The sequence below is a fragment of the Acinetobacter guillouiae CIP 63.46 genome, assembly GCF_000368145.1.
Taxonomy (GTDB): domain Bacteria; phylum Pseudomonadota; class Gammaproteobacteria; order Pseudomonadales; family Moraxellaceae; genus Acinetobacter; species Acinetobacter guillouiae.
Genome location: NZ_KB849283.1, coordinates 442303 through 458543, shown reverse-complemented (window position 1 = coordinate 458543; position 16241 = coordinate 442303). Strand labels below are relative to the sequence as shown.

Sequence of the window (16241 nt, the reverse complement as noted above, 5' to 3'; positions counted from 1 at the left end):
ATCTAAATATACAATGCTCAATAAATTCTATCTTAATGAAATACGTAACATTCTATAATTTTGTAAAAATTCATAATTGACATATATCTTTGAAAAATTATGTTTTTCTCAATTTAATGTGTGTGTCTTTAGATTCTTAAGCCACTGAGAAGTAAGAGTAGTTTCAATTTGCAATGGACAAAGTTCATCAATCTAATATCTATTGGCTGATTCTATTCTTATTACGCTATACTCCATCTCGTTTGCATGATCATATCGATCCATACCCCAAGCCTTGTTTTTAAGCTTACCTTTTCGACCACCCGACCAAGGGCCACCAGAAATCTCAACTAAAATTCTGTGCTCAATAAGATGGAAATCGAATCGCCAATTCTTTGTTGATTCAAATTGGAATAATTTTTCATACTTGATTTTGAATACATTGAGAGATTGCTCAAAGTCTTTAAATGCTTCTAAGTATGCTTCTTTTGCCTTAGGTAATGGTCTTGTTCTTGGTTTTGTTTTAATGGGCGGCATTTTAGTTAAGCTAATGTATTGGTTAATTTCCATAAAGGACTCTCCAATAAAAAACCTCCTGGAGGAGGTCTGCTTTTACAAAGTATAAGTTTTTCCAGTCACATCATCATAGAATGTGTGATCCAGGGATCCTGATCTTTCTATTTTTCTTCCATTCACTTCAATTGCAATCAATATTCCATGAGCATCATCAGGATCGTCACCTGGTTCATAGCCTATTAATTTAATCCAACCTTTTGCTTCTGTGGTTTCGCCATTTAAATCTTTCACCACTATAGACTTAGTTAAAATTTCCACTATTACCATTAATGCTATAATCAATTTAGAAACAATAATTTATCAACTTGTATCAGATATATCAACCATACAAAACTATTCTTAAATTTTTAATCTGTTCTTTCAATCGAATCATAACATTGTCTATTGCTATTAATTCACTATGTCGTAATCCTGATCTACTAAGGTTTTGATACTTAGACAGCTCAATACAGCAGCGCTCTAAGTCTTTTCTAGCCTGTACTGTGTCTGTCATAGTTTCTTCTAGGCATTAAAAAACCCCTCGGAAGGGGCTTAAAATTACTAATTATCATACAGTTTTAGAGCACTTCAACATTTTGCAGACCTCGATCTAATATAGATTGCAGTATTATTTCGGTTTCTGCTGGGTGTTTGCTTAATAAAAAAGACATAATCATGCTTATACTGATTGCACTTTTTTCATCCTTTATTTGACTTGTCCTGACATTATCTTTGCAACTAACACCATTAGCAGTATAGTCAATTTGATGAAAGTTTTGCTTGCTTAATGGTGGTTCTCTATTGATATGAGTTTGAAAGCCCATAGACTTAATCCTAAATAAAACATTAGTCTTAAATCTATAATAAGAAACACCGCATATCAAGGATAGAATTTGTACAGAATATTGAATAATATGACATTTTATTGTCATGTGTTATTTTTTCCGACCACCTTCCCACACTTCCGACACTCTCTCAACGTAAAGAAATCTGAATATTCCCACACGTGTCGGCAGAAGATTTGTTTGATTCGGAGCATAGATACCTCTAATAAAATTAAAAAGGATGTGGTGATCTGCCACATCCTTGCCTTAGATTACGATATTGATCAGCTCGGCTACCGATCTACCGCTACTCAACACAACACAACAAACTTCTCAAAGTTAGCTATTGATCTGCTCTGTGTCTTTCAATCTCTTTGGTCGGGGAGTCACCCACAATTTAAGGCTCTGAGGCTAACTCAATGTGTGACGAAACCACATAGGATTCAAACCGATTTATACGGCTGGTTTCTGCATCCCACCGTTTGCGCTTATAGTTCACCATTATTTTGGTAAACGTCACAAATCCAAGTTGCTTTTAAAGCTAACGATCTTTCATGAGTCAATCCTCAATAGATTACTTGTGCACGTCACAAGTATCTTTATAAAGTTTAGACGTAAAAAAAGACGCCTAAGCGCCCCTTATTTCAACCCTGCCTTGCCAGCTTCTCAGCTTCGACAAACGCATCATGAAAACCTACTTTATCTGAAAACCAAAACTTATAGGTCTTGTCGCCAATTACCATTGACTGCTGGAGGTAATCGTTTGGGCTATTCTGTACAATTTGCCCCCCCAGCTCACCACCGATGCAATATTCATGTGTTTTCCTATTTAGCAGTAGGAGTTTAACACCAATGAATTTTGAATAACGTAATATTAAAGATGTTCGGCTAAACATGTTGCCAATATCGTCGCATAGCCATACGTCATACTAGATGTATACCCAGAAACATCCTGATCATTACTTTTAAAGTAATCATTTTTATATGTATCTTCAACTATTTCATTAAACTCTTTAGTTAGGGGTTTACCAGATTCTAAGTCTGTATATAAAACCCCTAACCCCTTAACTCTTTCTAGTGCAACTTCTTTTGACACACCATCAATTTTCCAAAATCCTGAAAGTACATGGAATTGAGCAATATTTTCACAATAACTTGCATGAGTAAGTGCAGGGATAAATGTTAAAAGTAAAATTATTTTTTTCATGTTGAGTTCTCTATAAAATTAAATCCCACTGAAAAGTAAGCCTAATGGGGATCTTGATTTGGACTTGCACCAAACTAAAGGTTTCCACTCGGAATTTATTTCTCTGTTTCCACCAAGGACTCTTTTACCCGCTTTAAATGGATAAGCTACAAGATAAAAAACCCACCTTAAGGTGGGCTTCTCGTCCAAACACAAAACGAATGATCGATTAAAAACCGAATGACTAAATAAGATGTTATTCGATCACAAGGGAAAGATACTACTAGGCGGACTTAACTACAAGATATAAAAGCTATTTTAGCTAAAAAAATACCCACTTATTGGAGTTCGTGGGTATATAAAGCTTACATTAGATTGAGTCTTTCTTGTTCTTAAAATATTATTTAAATACAAGCACAACGTTAATTATAATCATCTTGTCTTTTCAACTGACTCTATATTTTTTAAAATTCCCAAGTCTTTTTTCCGGGCATTAATTTCATCTTCCGAATATGGCAGAATTTCCAATAGATCTTCCATACTGAAATTTGCTTTTTCTATAAGTAAGCAATCTTGATCACTTGACCAATCAGTGCCACTTTTAATTCGTTTTCGTCTATTAGGCACTTATAACCTACCTACAAAATTTCTTGTTGATGATTGAACTGAATGTTTAACCAAGATAAAAATCTATCCTTATCTTTGAAATTAGGTGCTTGTCTAATATTAATGAACTCATGTTCTCCAAAATCTCCATATATTTTGTATGGTGAAACAAATTTAAAATCTGAATCACTACCTTTGTTCAAAGTAACAAAGTAATCCAAAATTTGATCCAACTCTGATTTTTTAGAAAAATTAGATCTTTCGTTCACAAAATCATAAATTTGCGTTAATACATGTAATTCAAAGCCGTTTGACATTTTTTTAATCGCTGATATTGGAGCTAACGGTTATATATTACACATATTATTTACGAATTCTTAACAATAAAGATCAAAAAACCAACAATCCCACAGCCTTTTTTGTAACTGTAATTAATAATCATTATGAATGTAAACAAAAAAAATTTAAATACACCTAACTATAGGTACCTTTATAAATAACAATTTTAAATTTGTCTTGCCAGCTTTTCAGGTTCGATAAAGAATCATAAAAACGTACTTTATCTGAGAACCAAAACTTTTATGAAATTTCAACAATTACGATTGTCTGTTGAAAGTAATACTTTGGACTCTTCTCTAAACTTGACTATTTAGCTCACCAATGACACAAATGCTCATCCGTTTTCATATTTATCGATAGAACTGCATCAATTATTTCTTGATTGGTCTATTCCATCAGTGAAAAGTTTTAATCCTTAAATTGGTATTCCTACATAACTCTCTCACAACTACCTTAATGTAAGTGATCAATAGGACTAGCATTAATAATTACCTATTATAATACAGGCAAGATCATGAAAAGCTTAATTCAAAAGGTTAAAGATTATTTCCTCGAAACGGATACCAATCCTAAAAAAGATCAACCAGCTGCTTGGGAACATAAGTCAGAGTCATCTGATTTAAAACCAAAAGCCCCCAAAACACCTCCAACTAAATAGTATTCCACAAAAAAGCTCACTGAAAAGTGAGCTTTAATTTAGGTTACAAAAGCTATCTATAGAATACTAAACCTGAGTTTAAACCACCAAATAGATACATCAATAATGTAAGAATAAGAAATATAGCAAAGAAAAACATTGCATTCATAGAGTAGTACATAACTTTACTACCTTATCTAATAATTGTTTACACATTATACACGAGAAGCAACATTCATGCTAATTACACATACTTAAGTTATTGAAGAAAAATTAAAAATGATAAAGGGGTCTGGGTTAAATTTTAATAAGTGCCCGTCTTTCCGGGCTGTCAACAAATTCACAATCTACATAGCTTAGATTGAGATTAAATACAATAAATGATAATGAGTTTCATTACAACACATAAATTTAAGATAAAAAAATACCCAATGATTAGACTCAATGGGTATATTAAAAGGTAAATTTGTTAGGTGTCAGATAAATGTAATATGACCACTATGAAAAATATACATTTAATTTTGGGACTATGCAACCTTAATTATATCAAGGGAGCTGAACTATCAATATTAATCCCAAAAAATAGAAAATATCGTCTCATCACTTGTTGATGAAATTTTAACTTTGTATCCTGATTGCTTAAACTCTTCACTTAATACTCTGATTTGATGTTGATTGATCTCTTTAGAAATATTTTCACTCACTGAAATTTCACCCAAGTCCGCTTTTTTGACAACTTGTGATTTCAAGAAAATTTTAAGTTGCTCTATTGAACTATATCGGGTTTCTTTAGAAATATTTTTCGATTCTTCTATAGCTGTGTTTAACATTACATGTTCTCATTTGAGTAATTTTAAGTAGTCTAAAATAAGGCTAATAATTTTAAGTATTTTAAAAAATTAGCTTTATTTTAGAACTTGTCAGACTAGTTACTAACAACTTTAAGGCAATGACGACAGACTGTTAATTCACCATCTTTACAATAGTGAGTATCAAATACTCTGTGTAAGCCAATGAAACATTTAATGTATTGAATCACATCCATATACTCACTAAAAAGCATATCTTTTGATAAGCTTATAGATATCCATGATTTTTTATAAATCCATACTCCAGATGGAATATTCCTAAAAGATGTAACAGCATTGTAAGATCATAAAATTAATGAGAAAAATAAAATATAAAACTTTATTTTTACCCACACTCGTACAAATTTAACAATCTAAAAACCTTTAAGAATAATATTTTCAACGTATTTATCAAAATCCAACTCTGCGGATTTTAAGCTTTTAGCTTTAAAGGTTTTGTAAAAACAACTACTAATTATCCCTATACTTAATAAGGTTAATATTTTCATAACTCACCTCTAATATGTATATATGATAATTTTTAAGATACCATTCAATTTTGTTGTCTTCTAAAGCACTTTAGCTACTTTTTGTATATGCTGTAAGTGGGTGTAACAAAATTAAAGTTCTTAAAATTTGTACAATATATGAAATGAACCGTACCGGGTTTGTCGGAGACTTTTTTATTTAAGTTAGGCCACCTGACCTAACGGGTTAATCTTATCATAGTACATTGCTTCAAACTCAAAAGGCGATACATAACCCAGTGCACTGTGTACACGCTTTTTATTGAACCAATCTACCCAATTTAGTGTCGCAAGTTGTACATCCGCTAAACCTTGCCAACCTGCTTTTAGATATTCAATCACCTCTGTTTTGTATAAGCCATTCACCGTTTCAGCCAAAGCATTATCGTATGAATCACCGGTCGTACCGACTGATGCTCGTAAATTTGCTGCTTCTAAACGATTGGTATAACGAATGGAAAGATATTGCACACCTCTATCGGAATGATGAATCACATTCTTTGGCATGCCTCGATCATGCAATGCTTGCTCTAATGCATCGAGCACCATATCTGTATTCATTCGTGTAGATACTTTCCAGCCAACAATTGCTCGTGAGAACACATCAATAATAAAGGCGGTATAGACCCAGCCTGAATTTGTTTGAATATACGTAAAGTCACTGACCCACAGTTGGTCAGGATGATCAGCAGTAAAATTACGTTTCACTAAATCATCTGCTCGTTTTTGGTCATCTCGGCTACGGGTGGTTTGTTTGTTCTTACCTCGCCAAACACCTTGTATACCTAGCTTTTTCATTAATCGAGCAACAGTACAGCGTGCAATAATATAGCCTTCACGTTTCAGTTGTTGCCAGACTTTACGTACACCATACCGACCTGAACTTTCCTTCCAAATTCGTTTAATCTCCTCAGCATGATGCAAGTCATGTAAATCTCGCTTTGCTCGATGTTCTGGATTTTCGCAGAGATCTAGAGTCCGGTAATAGGTTGAAGGTGCGATCGGTAAAATTCTACAAATCGCCTCGACTCCGTACAGCTCTTTATTATTATGGATAAAATCCACCATTATTTGTGTGGGCGGTCGAGCTCCGCCTGGGCGAAAAAAGCGGCTGCTTTACGTAGAATCTCATTGGCGCGTTGCAGTTCTTTATTTTCGCGTTCGAGTTGTTTGATACGTTCTTGGTCTGAAAGCTGCTGTACTTTAACTGGATTTTGTTTATCTAAATATTTTTGATACCAAACACGTAGTGTTTCAGGAGTACAACCGATTTTAGGAGCAATAGCTGTGATCGCAGCCCAATTCGATGGATAATCTTTTTCAGATTCAATCAATAATTGAACCGCTCTTTCTCTGATTTCAGGGGTATATTTTAATTTTGTCATCGGGATAGTCTCTCAGAATATTGACTCTCCGACAAACCCGGTACGGTTCAAAATTCATTAGGTTTTTTTCTTATGTAAAAATTATTTTTAAAATTCAATAGAGCTTATTTTTAATTTAGATGTTTTTTCCAAAAGCTACTAAATTAATATATTTTGCTAAATAAAAAAAACCCATATGATTAGAAATATGGGTTTGGAAATTGAATTTGTTTTACTATGTGTATGCAAAAAATATACGCTCATTATTTTTGTAATGCAATATAAATTTATTGATTTAATATTTTTAACTAAAACTCTTTAACATTAATTACGATTAATTCATTATAAATTTTAGTCACTTGATTGACTAAAAATATTTGAGAACAAACCCCCTTCTTTTTTGTAATTATCTTAAAGCCTTTTTCAATAATTACACCTGGATCTTTCACTAATATTTCGCCATTACTCCCTATTTCAAATTTAGAAATATCATGTTCATTGCCATCATTATCAACAATAAATAGTTTATTTTTATATTGCATACTTAGCATCCTTAAATTGTGATACTAAACTCATTTAAGCATTAATTTGAGCAAATTAATACATTTTAACTTATGCATGTATTAAAATTTATAAAAGACGCCCTAAAGCATCTTTTATTTTTATAATATATTTGAATGTTCTAGCAATTGTTTTTCTTCGCTTGACCAGGAGGACAGAATTTACCATTTCCATGCCCACCATTGTAACGCCCATCAGGATCTACAACGATGCTTCCTTCAGGAGTATGTACAGCGCAAGCCGTAAGACTTAAGCCACTAAACATCATAACTACGATTAAGATATTTTTCATAATCAACTCCTTTTAAAGTACAAAATTAGAATGTTTTGTGATCATGTTCCACTATAAATTTGTTATTAAAATAAATTAGCCCGTTTTATATCTTCTAGAATTTCAGATGCTTGTATGAAATTTTTTAACTAAATAACCTCTAATTATTTCATCAGCTTGCATATCTAATAACTCATCAGAGACCCAAAATACATACTCTTCGTTCTTAAACTTAACTATTTTTTTTAAATAGGTTGTAATTGAATTTGATGTAGAACCTTTAATTTTGAAAAACTTCTCATGACTTACATTCCCCAGCAACTTACTTCCATGCCAAGGACCACCAATACAAATGTTCATGTGTTTTCCTATTCTTCAATGGTATCTTAGCACCTAAACCTTACAGAATTGTTTTAAATAAAAAACCCACCTTTCGATGAGCTTCTATAATTAATTTATTTAGTTATCCTATAACAAATATTCATATTGCCTTGCTCTTGCTTGTAACAATTCCATTGATCTTTTTTATAGTTTTTAGCAAACAATACATTTTCTGGAGTTGTACCTAAATAAGGTTTACATTTACCACCACATGTTGTTGATTGCTCGATTAAATATTCATTTTGATCAAATTCTATGTATACAAACTTTCCACCAGCACTTACTCCTTTTTGAATTGAGCAGGAATAAGTTTTTTTCTCATTTAGTGTAAAACACTTCCCTGAATAATCTGTTATCTGATAAGCAAAACTTGTCGTAGATATTATGATAAGAGGTAACGATAAAATCCATTTCATTAGCTGTATATCCCAAAAAAATACCCACTTGATGGAATCAGTGGGTATACAAAACTATTAAACTGTGTGGATTACCATAACTTCGTCCACTATACCTGAAATATGCCATATTCCTTGTACAGGGTCAATATAGCATACCTGTGAATCCATCATAAAAAGAAGCGCACTTAACTAATTAAAATTAAATTTCAATCACAAATCAATCCAATTGTTCAATCATACAGGTTTCAAATTACTTTGCCCGAATTTAAATTCAGGATGGTATCATTTACGAAAATGTGAAAAAGGTACAAAGTTATGACTAAAAAGAAATATCTTTTAAAAATGGCTATGAAGTCTTTTAGAAAAATGTAGAATTATCAGAATATCAAGAAGAACCTGATATCGATAATTTAATGAAAATTGTTGAGGAGTCTATGTCAGTTTACAACGCATGAAAATTGCTTGTATAAGCAGTTCAACAGGCATTGAATGAGACTTTTAAAGAACAGACATGAAAATTGTTGAAGTTGTTGCCGCAGTTATACTTCATGAAAAGAAAATATTATGTGCTCTTAAAGGAGATCATAAGTATGATTATTTATCGAATAAATATGAATTTCCTGGAGGAAAAGTTGAGCTTAATGAAACATCAGAACAAGCTATAATCCGAGAGGTTTTTGAAGAACTTAATTTACTAATCCGTGTGAAGAAACATCTAATAACGGTATCTCATGAATACCCGAACTTTAAAATTGAATTAATTACTTTTCTTTGTGAAACTTATTCTATCAATAATCTTATAATACAAGAGCATAAAAAAGTAGAATGGTTAAATTCATCTGAACTTTTATCATTAGATTGGGCCGCAGCTGATAAGCCAATAGTTAATTACTTACTTGAGAATCAAATTTGAGATGTTAAAAAATTATAAAGATTTACTGCCTGGTACTGTTTTAGACAATGCAGGACTTTGTGAATATTTCGGTTGTTCGCCCCAAGGCGGAATGCGCAGGTCTCTTAAGACAAAAACTTTAGTGATCATTTCAAATCACGTTGAATCAATCTATGAAGATAGGTGGATTGGTGATGAGCTTCATTACACTGGTATGGGTCAACTGGGAGACCAGGAGCTTAAAAGCCAGAATAAAACACTTGCAGAGTCTCATACTAATAGTATTTCTGTTCATCTATTCGAAGTATTTACGGATAAAGAATATATCTACCAAGGCCCTGTTACCCTTATAAGTGAGCCATATCAAAGAAATCAACAAGATGCTAATAAGGAAAATCGTTCCGTATGGATTTTCCCTCTTAAACTATCTAACCCTCATTCGGCTATTAGTACAGAAACTATCGTTAAAGCTAGTCAGAAGAAACAACGTAAATATAAGAGAAAAAAGACTGAACAACTTATTGCAGATGCCAAAGCTTCAGCACAGATTGAAGTCAGCTATCGTAATACGCAGACAAAATATTTCATCCGTTCTGATTCTATTGCTCAGCTAGCAAAACGTTTGGCCAATGGTATTTGCCAGTTATGTGAAGAGTCCGCTCCTTTCAAAGATGCAAATGGAGAGCCCTACCTAGAGACTCATCATATTGAATGGTTAGCACACGGCGGCACTGATACGATAGAGAACACAGTTGCTTTATGTCCTAATTGCCATAAGAAAATGCACATTGTGAATTCTTATCAAGATAAGAAAAAATTAATACTTGCTAATTTGAACCTTAATGAAAAAATTATCGAATAATTAATTCAGTCTAATAACATTACTAATCAGAGAATATTATGGAAAATCTTTTTAAAAGAATTTCTTTCTTTTTAATCTACTTACCTGCTTTGATCTTTGCTTGCCAATTTGCCTATTATTCAGGAATTTGTGAACCATTGAGAGTTCAGATTGCAACATTAGGTTTGAATTACAGTGAAGTTTCGCTGATGGGATATTTAAAAACATCAATACTAGCCTTAGAAACATTTAATGAAACTGCATGGATTGTTCTTTATATAGTAATTTTTACATTCATTGCTTTTGGTTTACACATGCTCGCTGTACATCCCTCTGAACGTACAAATGAAAGTCATAGAATTGATGCCTTATATTACCAATTTAAGTTTAACCTCCCACAATGGAAATTTAGTATTATTAAATTTCTGAATAGTTTTCTGGGTGTTTGCTTAATTTACTTCTGCATTTTCTTGTTCACGATTCTTATAATTCTAAATTTTTATGCTAAAGGTAAAAAAGAATTAATTACTGAATATAAGAGGATCCAAGCAAATACTAGTTGTGAATACAAGGAAGGCTATGTATCTGTAAATAATAAAATTGTCAGAACAACTCCAATCTTATGTGGTAATTATAAGTGTTATGGAATCGATTTGGATAGTAAGCAAATAATTACCTATCTCCCTGAAAATTATACAAGGCCTTTATATCTAAGTGATTTAGTAGAAAAAGAAGCCTTTAATTAGGCTTCATGTGCTTTTATGGATTTATTGACAGCATAATTAATAAACCCATACTTACAATGCAAAGCTGCTAAACCACATTTCACATCTGAACGTGCATCATTTTGCGTGCGTTCATTTGTCACCATTTCTGACCATGAACAACTATAAAAATAACGACTAATCACTGCATTCATCCAATCATCCAATATTTCTGACAGACCTTGTAGGTCTAAAATTAAACGTTGTACGGCTCTTGCTTCATTGTCATCAATTTCGCAAGTAATACGTGTTTTTCTAGGTTTTGGCTCTTCAAACTTATCTAACATGTAACCAGCAATAATTTTTAATTTTTGCTCTGCATTTAACTTCTTATACTTCTTTGCCTTAACAGCATTATCCATTGCCACAGCGATCGGATTTACACTTTTGCCTGTAGGAGCTGTATTGGTATATAACCAAGCACCAAACTGATATAACCAGCCTTCCAAGTCAAAACGGGACCAATCAACTGCTTGTAAAATATGTTGTGTTGCAACTACAGTACCCATCTTTATAAATCCCCTACCATCATCTCAATTTGTTGAACTGCTAAACCTGATTTCACTTGCTCTGTAGTAAAGCGTATTACCTGGTATCCCATTACCACTGCAGCGTTGTATTTCTCCATATCACCGATATAACCCTTACCCCTTGTATGACGTCCACCGCTCCAAACACCACCTTCAACCTCAACCAATATCATCTTGCCCACAATGTGAAAATCAGCACGCCACTTACGTTTAGGATGGAACTTATATTCCTGTTCAAAGCTAATTTTTAAAACTCGTAACTGGTTGGCCAACGTTGATTCACCGATACTTTCACTTTGATGAGTTTTAACTCGAGTACTGCGCTTCGAGTTAGATTTCTTTTTGGATCTACCACCGCAAAGTTTTTGGTATTCAGCGATTGAGATACTTTCCACTTACGCAGCACCTCTACTCTTAGGTTTAAATCCAACTGCCTGCAGATGTGATTTCCAGTTTTGGAGTTCATTCGGATCAGAGAGTTTTGCGGCAATGCGGCTTGCTAGTTTTTCAAAGGATTCACCAGGCATACTGAATTCATCGATGACGTCTGACAGTTGAGCGAGTTTGTTGGCAAACACGTAAATCTGTTGAGGTGATGAGAAAAATACTAAATCAGATTCACCGCTTGATTTGCCATTTTGCGCTTTGTCGTATTTGTGACGGTTTTTCAAAAGAGTGTCAGCAAAGTGGTAAATCAAGAGATCATCACAAAGATTATTTCCAGCATTGAAAAGCTCGAATGCTTTTTTCTCACGCTCAAACCAACTTGCTTCGATAATCGATTTTGGTACTACCGTGGGATCAGCTTGATCTAATTCAGAACGAAGTTTTTTAAAGCAAAGCCAGTCTTTTTTATTTTTAGATTCTATTGGGAGATTCCTTGGGAGGTTCTGTGTCCCAAAATTGGTACTGGTCTCGGTACCAATATAGGTACTGGTTCCAGTTCCATTATTGGTACTAGTACCGTTTTTGGAACCAGTGCCTAAATCAACACCAGTGTCATTTTTGGTACTAGTCCCCTTTTTGGTATTGGTATCTGAACTATCTTCACGACCAAATACACCAATTAATTGATAGACTTTTACGCCATTCCCTTTAATTTCACCTGTAAATTTAATCAACTTTTTAAGCTCAAGTTCGTCTAAAACTTTGATAATCGTTTTTCGATTTAAAGTGGTGTCTTTCTCTAACCGTTTTAAACTTGGGAAGCACTTATGGTCATCTCCAGCTCGATCAGCAAGTGATAGAAGTACTAGCTTTTGACTAGCACCATCTACAGTTGTTTTCCAAGCCCATACAGTTGCGTCAAGGCTCATAATTCACCGACCTTAGGCTTTACGTACCCACCAAATGAAATGACCTGTTCAGCTTTGATCAAGCTCGTAATAACCTGATGTGATAACCAAATCGTGATCTTGAATCGATAAGCCATCTTTTGGGCCAATTCTTCTTTGGTTACAGCTGCATTCTCTTCGTTGTAACCACGCATTCTTAGATTGCCTTTTTTGATGTCATGAATATGGTCCAACAAAAGCAAAGTTGGTTCATAAAATGATTGGATTTCCTGAGTCTGCTTATGCTCAGGTTTAATTTGAAAATGGCTATTCATGAAACCTCCGCAATAGATTGCTCGATTTCATCTGAACGGCGTTTATGAAATAGCTCTGGCAAAGTGGCTGTACGTATATCAGCTTCCTTTACCAACTTACCGCTTTCTAACCAGTAATGATTGTTCGGTTGATACGCTTCTACCGTTTGTAAGTCTTTTATTTTGATGTGATTCATATACACAACCACATCGCCATTTATGTATTTGCCTGGCTCTTTTTCTTGTGCTAGATTGATGTCCATTCGATACTCCGAAAAGTCGTTTAGGGTGTATTGGGTACGCGGTGAATTACGGGAAGCCTGATCTGATACGTCAGGCTTCTTCTTTAAAATGAATAAAATTTGTGCTAAACTCGATTTCATATTCATTCCTGATATGTGTGAATATTTGAAGCCTGAGTCCCATCCTCAGGCTTTTTCTATTTCAGTACCTGATGTGTACTTCTTCATTTGTTTTAAAGCTGCTTGATCTACAGCAGTCGCCAATTCAATCAGATGCAATGTCAATTGATGAATCTCTTCATATTCTTGGGGTGTTACCACACCATCTTCATACGCTTCATAAACAGCTTTGTTAGTCTTTCCTGACTTAATGTTGTGCTGCATCATTGCTTCAAAGATCGACAACTCATGATGTTTGCTGCGGTCACAAGTCACTGGAACTAATGCAAAACCAAGTTCATGAGCCCAAATTTTTAATAAGGCTGGATTTTGGGTGTAATAGAGAATTGCTTCTAACTTTTTAATACTTGGTAAATGGTTCGGCATATTGATATTTGCGTAATTACAAATTGTGTTATGTGAATCTCCAAGTACCTGCGCAATATCTTTAGGCGTAAATCCTGGTGTATTACTTATCATTTGCCAAATTGCGTTTTGGGCTTCTCGGCTTAAATTAATTTCCATATGTGAATCCTTTGATTTTTTCACGTTTTTTTTTGAGTATTTAATTGGGAAACTCTTCTTATAAAGAGCTAGTGTCGTACAAAGATTGACGATCGGCGGTTAATTTCCCATTAGTTTGAATTTCAAAAACAGCTTGAGTTTTTAAAGGGATTTTTTTTCGCCAATAACTTATTACCGATCTGTCTTTTTTTAGGATTCGTGCAAGATCAGCGTCATTTTTAGCTTGAAAATGATTTTTAAGATCATCAACAGTCATGTTTAGTTTCCAAAACAAATAGTTTAGTTAATTGAACTATAAGTTTAGGAACATGTCAATTTTTTTGTTTAGTATTTTAAACAAATATAAGGTTTATCAATTATGCTAACCACATCTGATCGAATTTCTTTACGCATGAGAGAATTAGGTTTACAACATAAAGACCTAGTTGCAGCTACTGGGGCAAGTAAAGGGACTGTTACAAACTGGATCAGTGGGGTAAATAATCCAACTGGTAAGAGATTGATTCAATTAGCACAAGCTTTGAACACAACTTCTGAATGGTTGCTCAATGGTACGTCTATAGAAAATAAAAATTCCAGTGATATACGTTTCGCTCCTGTTGAATTCAGAAGTGCTGAAGCTAAAGAACACCTATCAAACGTGCGCATACCAATACATAAAGATGTAAAAGCATCTTGTGGCTCGGGTATTCAAAACTTTTTAGAAGATCCAAGTGAGTACTTAGATATAGATCCACAAATACTTAAACTAATGGGTATTCAGACTAATCCAGGTAACTTAAGAATTATATATTCCGCTGAATATAGTATGTACCCTACTATTGCACCTGATAGCCCACTATTTGTTGACGTTTCTGATAAGAATCCTGATACCCTGAAAAATGGAAGTGTATATGTCTTCACTCATAATCATGAATTGCGTATGAAGCGAGTTTTTATAAGCTACGCAGGTTCAAAAACAGTAAAATTTACTAGTGATAATCCTGACAAAAATAGGTATCCAGATGAATTCATCACAAACGAACAACTTAACGAAATTAACTTTATTGGCCGATTGGAGTTAGCTTTAGTTAAACCTTAAAAATATGAATTTTAAAAATATTCATATATCCTTAAAGAGTTTGATTTTATAAAAGGCCCCTTAATCAATCTTATTGATTATTTTCACTTCTTTCATTTCATAAAGTTGAGCATTTTTATATTTATCAGTAATTAAGCATAAGCCTTTAAAACATATACCTGTATTTCTTAGTTCATCAACAGGTAAGCCTTTTATTTGAACTTTAGCCATTTTATTAAAGTTACTAAAATCCTTTTCTGCTTCTTTCATTGCAGACTCACCCGAATTAGAAGCAGATTTGAATAAAAAGAATAAGCATACAACAAGAAATAACATTCCAAAATAATGGAAATAAACAGAAAAAGAAAAACTATAAGCTGGAGTCGAAGTTACAAAAGATTTACGTCTAATATCTGGTTCTGTTAATTCGTTCCTTTTCAAGAATCTTTTTGTTCTATGACCAGATAAAATTAATGATCTTGCAGGTTTTCTCAAGCTACGTTTGAATTCAATCAACCAATTAGGAGTGTACCTATTTACAAAAGTTGCAACATTCACACTAGGTAAAAGTTTAAGTAAGGGTTTTATCAAATAATAAATAAAAGCAAATAAACTAATTAAAATTGAAAATGCAGACAGGCTTACGTACTTCCATTGTTCTTTATTTACACTGTAAGCAAATGAAATAAATATCAAAATTGTCAATAATATGAGGACATGATTAACATTTTTTGTTAGACCAGCAATCAACATACTAGCAACAGGTAAATCAAAAACTTCTATTTTGTAGTTATAGAATTCAGTATATCCCAAGTAATACCAAAAACCACTCCAATACAAAAAAGCTGTAAAGATCGTAGTAAGAACTGGCCAGGCAAAAATAACATTCGTTTTCATAAGTTAAAAATTATTATGTGTTTATTTCTTCTGTAATTGTATCAGCTGCAATAACTTATGTATCAGTACTAAAAAAAAATTATGAATAAAATTGATGAAATATAACTCGTATAACCTATCTATCCCCTGCTTTATGCGATTTATTGGGTTGTATAAAATAGAAATCTAAACTTAACAGCAAAATTGTTCATTTATCTAAACAAAACTATTGACCATATTTGTTTAGTTTACTAAACTAAATTCACCAGATAACAAAAAAAGCGCACC

The 16241-nt window shown here is 33.2% G+C and carries 24 protein-coding genes, 2 pseudogenes and 1 other annotated feature; of the genes and pseudogenes, 6 read left to right on the top strand and 20 right to left on the bottom strand.

What is annotated here, in order from left to right:
- Nucleotides 1-108: 108 nt before the first annotated feature.
- The 6 genes and pseudogenes from F981_RS07245 to F981_RS07215 form a co-directional block, all read right to left on the bottom strand.
- Nucleotides 109-549 (bottom strand): annotated as a pseudogene (locus F981_RS07245) (hypothetical protein).
- 42 nt (nt 550-591) lie between these two features.
- The gene (locus F981_RS07240) at nt 592-822 is read right to left on the bottom strand and encodes a hypothetical protein (protein WP_004720055.1); all 231 of its coding nucleotides are present in this window, start codon (nt 820-822) and stop codon (nt 592-594) included.
- Nucleotides 823-1112: 290 nt separating this feature from the next.
- Complete coding sequence (locus F981_RS07235; RefSeq protein ID WP_004720052.1) at nt 1113-1358, bottom strand: hypothetical protein; 246 nt, start codon at nt 1356-1358, stop codon at nt 1113-1115.
- An 874-nt stretch (nt 1359-2232) separates the two neighbouring features.
- Nucleotides 2233-2565 carry a hypothetical protein gene (locus tag F981_RS07225; protein WP_004720046.1) on the bottom strand — a complete coding sequence of 111 codons (333 nt, stop codon included), beginning with the start codon at nt 2563-2565 and terminating at the stop codon, nt 2233-2235.
- A gap of 411 nt (nt 2566-2976) precedes the next feature.
- Entirely contained in the window at nt 2977-3171 is a 195-nt protein-coding gene (locus tag F981_RS07220; protein ID WP_004720045.1) for a hypothetical protein, read from the bottom strand.
- Nucleotides 3172-3182: 11 nt separating this feature from the next.
- A complete protein-coding gene (locus F981_RS07215) occupies nt 3183-3467 on the bottom strand; it encodes a hypothetical protein (protein WP_004720044.1) in 285 nt (94 codons plus the stop codon).
- Nucleotides 3468-4003: 536 nt separating this feature from the next.
- Between F981_RS07215 and F981_RS23880 the strand changes: the two genes are divergently transcribed.
- Nucleotides 4004-4147 carry a hypothetical protein gene (locus F981_RS23880; protein WP_004720043.1) on the top strand — a complete coding sequence of 48 codons (144 nt, stop codon included), beginning with the start codon at nt 4004-4006 and terminating at the stop codon, nt 4145-4147.
- A gap of 548 nt (nt 4148-4695) precedes the next feature.
- On the opposite strand, the gene F981_RS07210 is transcribed toward F981_RS23880, so the two are convergent.
- The 6 genes from F981_RS07210 to F981_RS07185 form a co-directional block, all read right to left on the bottom strand.
- A complete protein-coding gene (locus F981_RS07210) occupies nt 4696-4956 on the bottom strand; it encodes a hypothetical protein (protein ID WP_004720041.1) in 261 nt (86 codons plus the stop codon).
- Between the two features lie 710 nt (nt 4957-5666).
- Nucleotides 5667-6886, bottom strand: a protein-coding gene (locus tag F981_RS07205) for an IS3 family transposase (RefSeq protein WP_085944122.1) whose coding sequence is annotated in 2 segments (ribosomal slippage) — nt 5667-6610 and nt 6610-6886 — 1221 coding nt in all. Because the reading frame shifts where the segments join, the coding sequence is not laid out codon by codon here.
- Nucleotides 6495-6611, bottom strand: a sequence feature (AL1L pseudoknot). Its footprint overlaps the gene before it by 117 nt.
- A 287-nt stretch (nt 6887-7173) precedes the next feature.
- Nucleotides 7174-7407, bottom strand: coding sequence for a hypothetical protein (locus tag F981_RS07195; protein ID WP_004720039.1), 234 nt, complete (start codon nt 7405-7407; stop codon nt 7174-7176).
- Between the two features lie 140 nt (nt 7408-7547).
- The gene (locus tag F981_RS23875; protein WP_004720038.1) at nt 7548-7718 is read right to left on the bottom strand and encodes a YlxR family protein; all 171 of its coding nucleotides are present in this window, start codon (nt 7716-7718) and stop codon (nt 7548-7550) included.
- A gap of 102 nt (nt 7719-7820) precedes the next feature.
- Nucleotides 7821-8057 carry a hypothetical protein gene (locus tag F981_RS07190; RefSeq protein ID WP_004720029.1) on the bottom strand — a complete coding sequence of 79 codons (237 nt, stop codon included), beginning with the start codon at nt 8055-8057 and terminating at the stop codon, nt 7821-7823.
- Nucleotides 8058-8152: 95 nt separating this feature from the next.
- On the bottom strand, nt 8153-8494 hold the full coding sequence (locus F981_RS07185) for a hypothetical protein (protein ID WP_004720027.1): 342 nt from the start codon (nt 8492-8494) through the stop codon (nt 8153-8155).
- A gap of 311 nt (nt 8495-8805) precedes the next feature.
- On the opposite strand from F981_RS07185, the pseudogene xseB reads away from it, so the two are divergent.
- The 4 genes and pseudogenes from xseB to F981_RS07170 all read left to right on the top strand — a co-directional run.
- A pseudogene (xseB, locus tag F981_RS24175) lies at nt 8806-8928 on the top strand (exodeoxyribonuclease VII small subunit); the annotation flags it as partial.
- Between the two features lie 59 nt (nt 8929-8987).
- A complete protein-coding gene (locus tag F981_RS07180) occupies nt 8988-9389 on the top strand; it encodes a (deoxy)nucleoside triphosphate pyrophosphohydrolase (RefSeq protein WP_004720025.1) in 402 nt (133 codons plus the stop codon).
- A 1-nt stretch (nt 9390) separates the two neighbouring features.
- Entirely contained in the window at nt 9391-10230 is an 840-nt protein-coding gene (locus tag F981_RS07175; RefSeq protein WP_004720024.1) for an HNH endonuclease, read from the top strand.
- A gap of 38 nt (nt 10231-10268) precedes the next feature.
- Entirely contained in the window at nt 10269-10955 is a 687-nt protein-coding gene (locus tag F981_RS07170) for a hypothetical protein (RefSeq protein WP_004720021.1), read from the top strand.
- Here F981_RS07170 and F981_RS07165 read toward each other — a convergent pair.
- The 7 genes from F981_RS07165 to F981_RS07135 form a co-directional block, all read right to left on the bottom strand.
- On the bottom strand, nt 10952-11482 hold the full coding sequence (locus F981_RS07165) for a hypothetical protein (RefSeq protein ID WP_004720020.1): 531 nt from the start codon (nt 11480-11482) through the stop codon (nt 10952-10954). The genes F981_RS07170 and F981_RS07165 overlap by 4 nt on opposite strands.
- 2 nt (nt 11483-11484) lie before the next feature.
- The gene (locus tag F981_RS07160; protein ID WP_004720019.1) at nt 11485-11898 is read right to left on the bottom strand and encodes a PDDEXK family nuclease; all 414 of its coding nucleotides are present in this window, start codon (nt 11896-11898) and stop codon (nt 11485-11487) included.
- Nucleotides 11899-12819, bottom strand: a complete 921-nt coding sequence (locus F981_RS07155; protein WP_004720018.1) for a helix-turn-helix domain-containing protein — start codon at nt 12817-12819, stop codon at nt 11899-11901. It lies immediately after the preceding gene.
- Entirely contained in the window at nt 12816-13112 is a 297-nt protein-coding gene (locus tag F981_RS07150) for a hypothetical protein (RefSeq protein WP_004720017.1), read from the bottom strand. Before F981_RS07150 ends, F981_RS07155 begins: the two co-directional genes overlap by 4 nt.
- Entirely contained in the window at nt 13109-13354 is a 246-nt protein-coding gene (locus tag F981_RS07145) for a hypothetical protein (RefSeq protein ID WP_039910576.1), read from the bottom strand. The genes F981_RS07150 and F981_RS07145 overlap by 4 nt, the downstream gene beginning before the upstream one ends.
- 165 nt (nt 13355-13519) lie before the next feature.
- Nucleotides 13520-14017: a phage regulatory CII family protein gene (locus F981_RS07140; protein ID WP_004720015.1), complete on the bottom strand. Its 498-nt coding sequence runs from the start codon at nt 14015-14017 to the stop codon at nt 13520-13522.
- 58 nt (nt 14018-14075) lie between these two features.
- Nucleotides 14076-14273, bottom strand: a complete 198-nt coding sequence (locus F981_RS07135; RefSeq protein WP_004720014.1) for a helix-turn-helix domain-containing protein — start codon at nt 14271-14273, stop codon at nt 14076-14078.
- 102 nt (nt 14274-14375) lie between these two features.
- Between F981_RS07135 and F981_RS07130 the strand changes: the two genes are divergently transcribed.
- Nucleotides 14376-15098 (top strand): S24 family peptidase, encoded by a 723-nt coding sequence (locus tag F981_RS07130; RefSeq protein WP_004720013.1) that lies wholly within the window; start codon nt 14376-14378, stop codon nt 15096-15098.
- 60 nt (nt 15099-15158) lie between these two features.
- On the opposite strand, the gene F981_RS07125 is transcribed toward F981_RS07130, so the two are convergent.
- Complete coding sequence (locus tag F981_RS07125; protein WP_004720012.1) at nt 15159-15974, bottom strand: hypothetical protein; 816 nt, start codon at nt 15972-15974, stop codon at nt 15159-15161.
- Nucleotides 15975-16241: the final 267 nt, after the last annotated feature.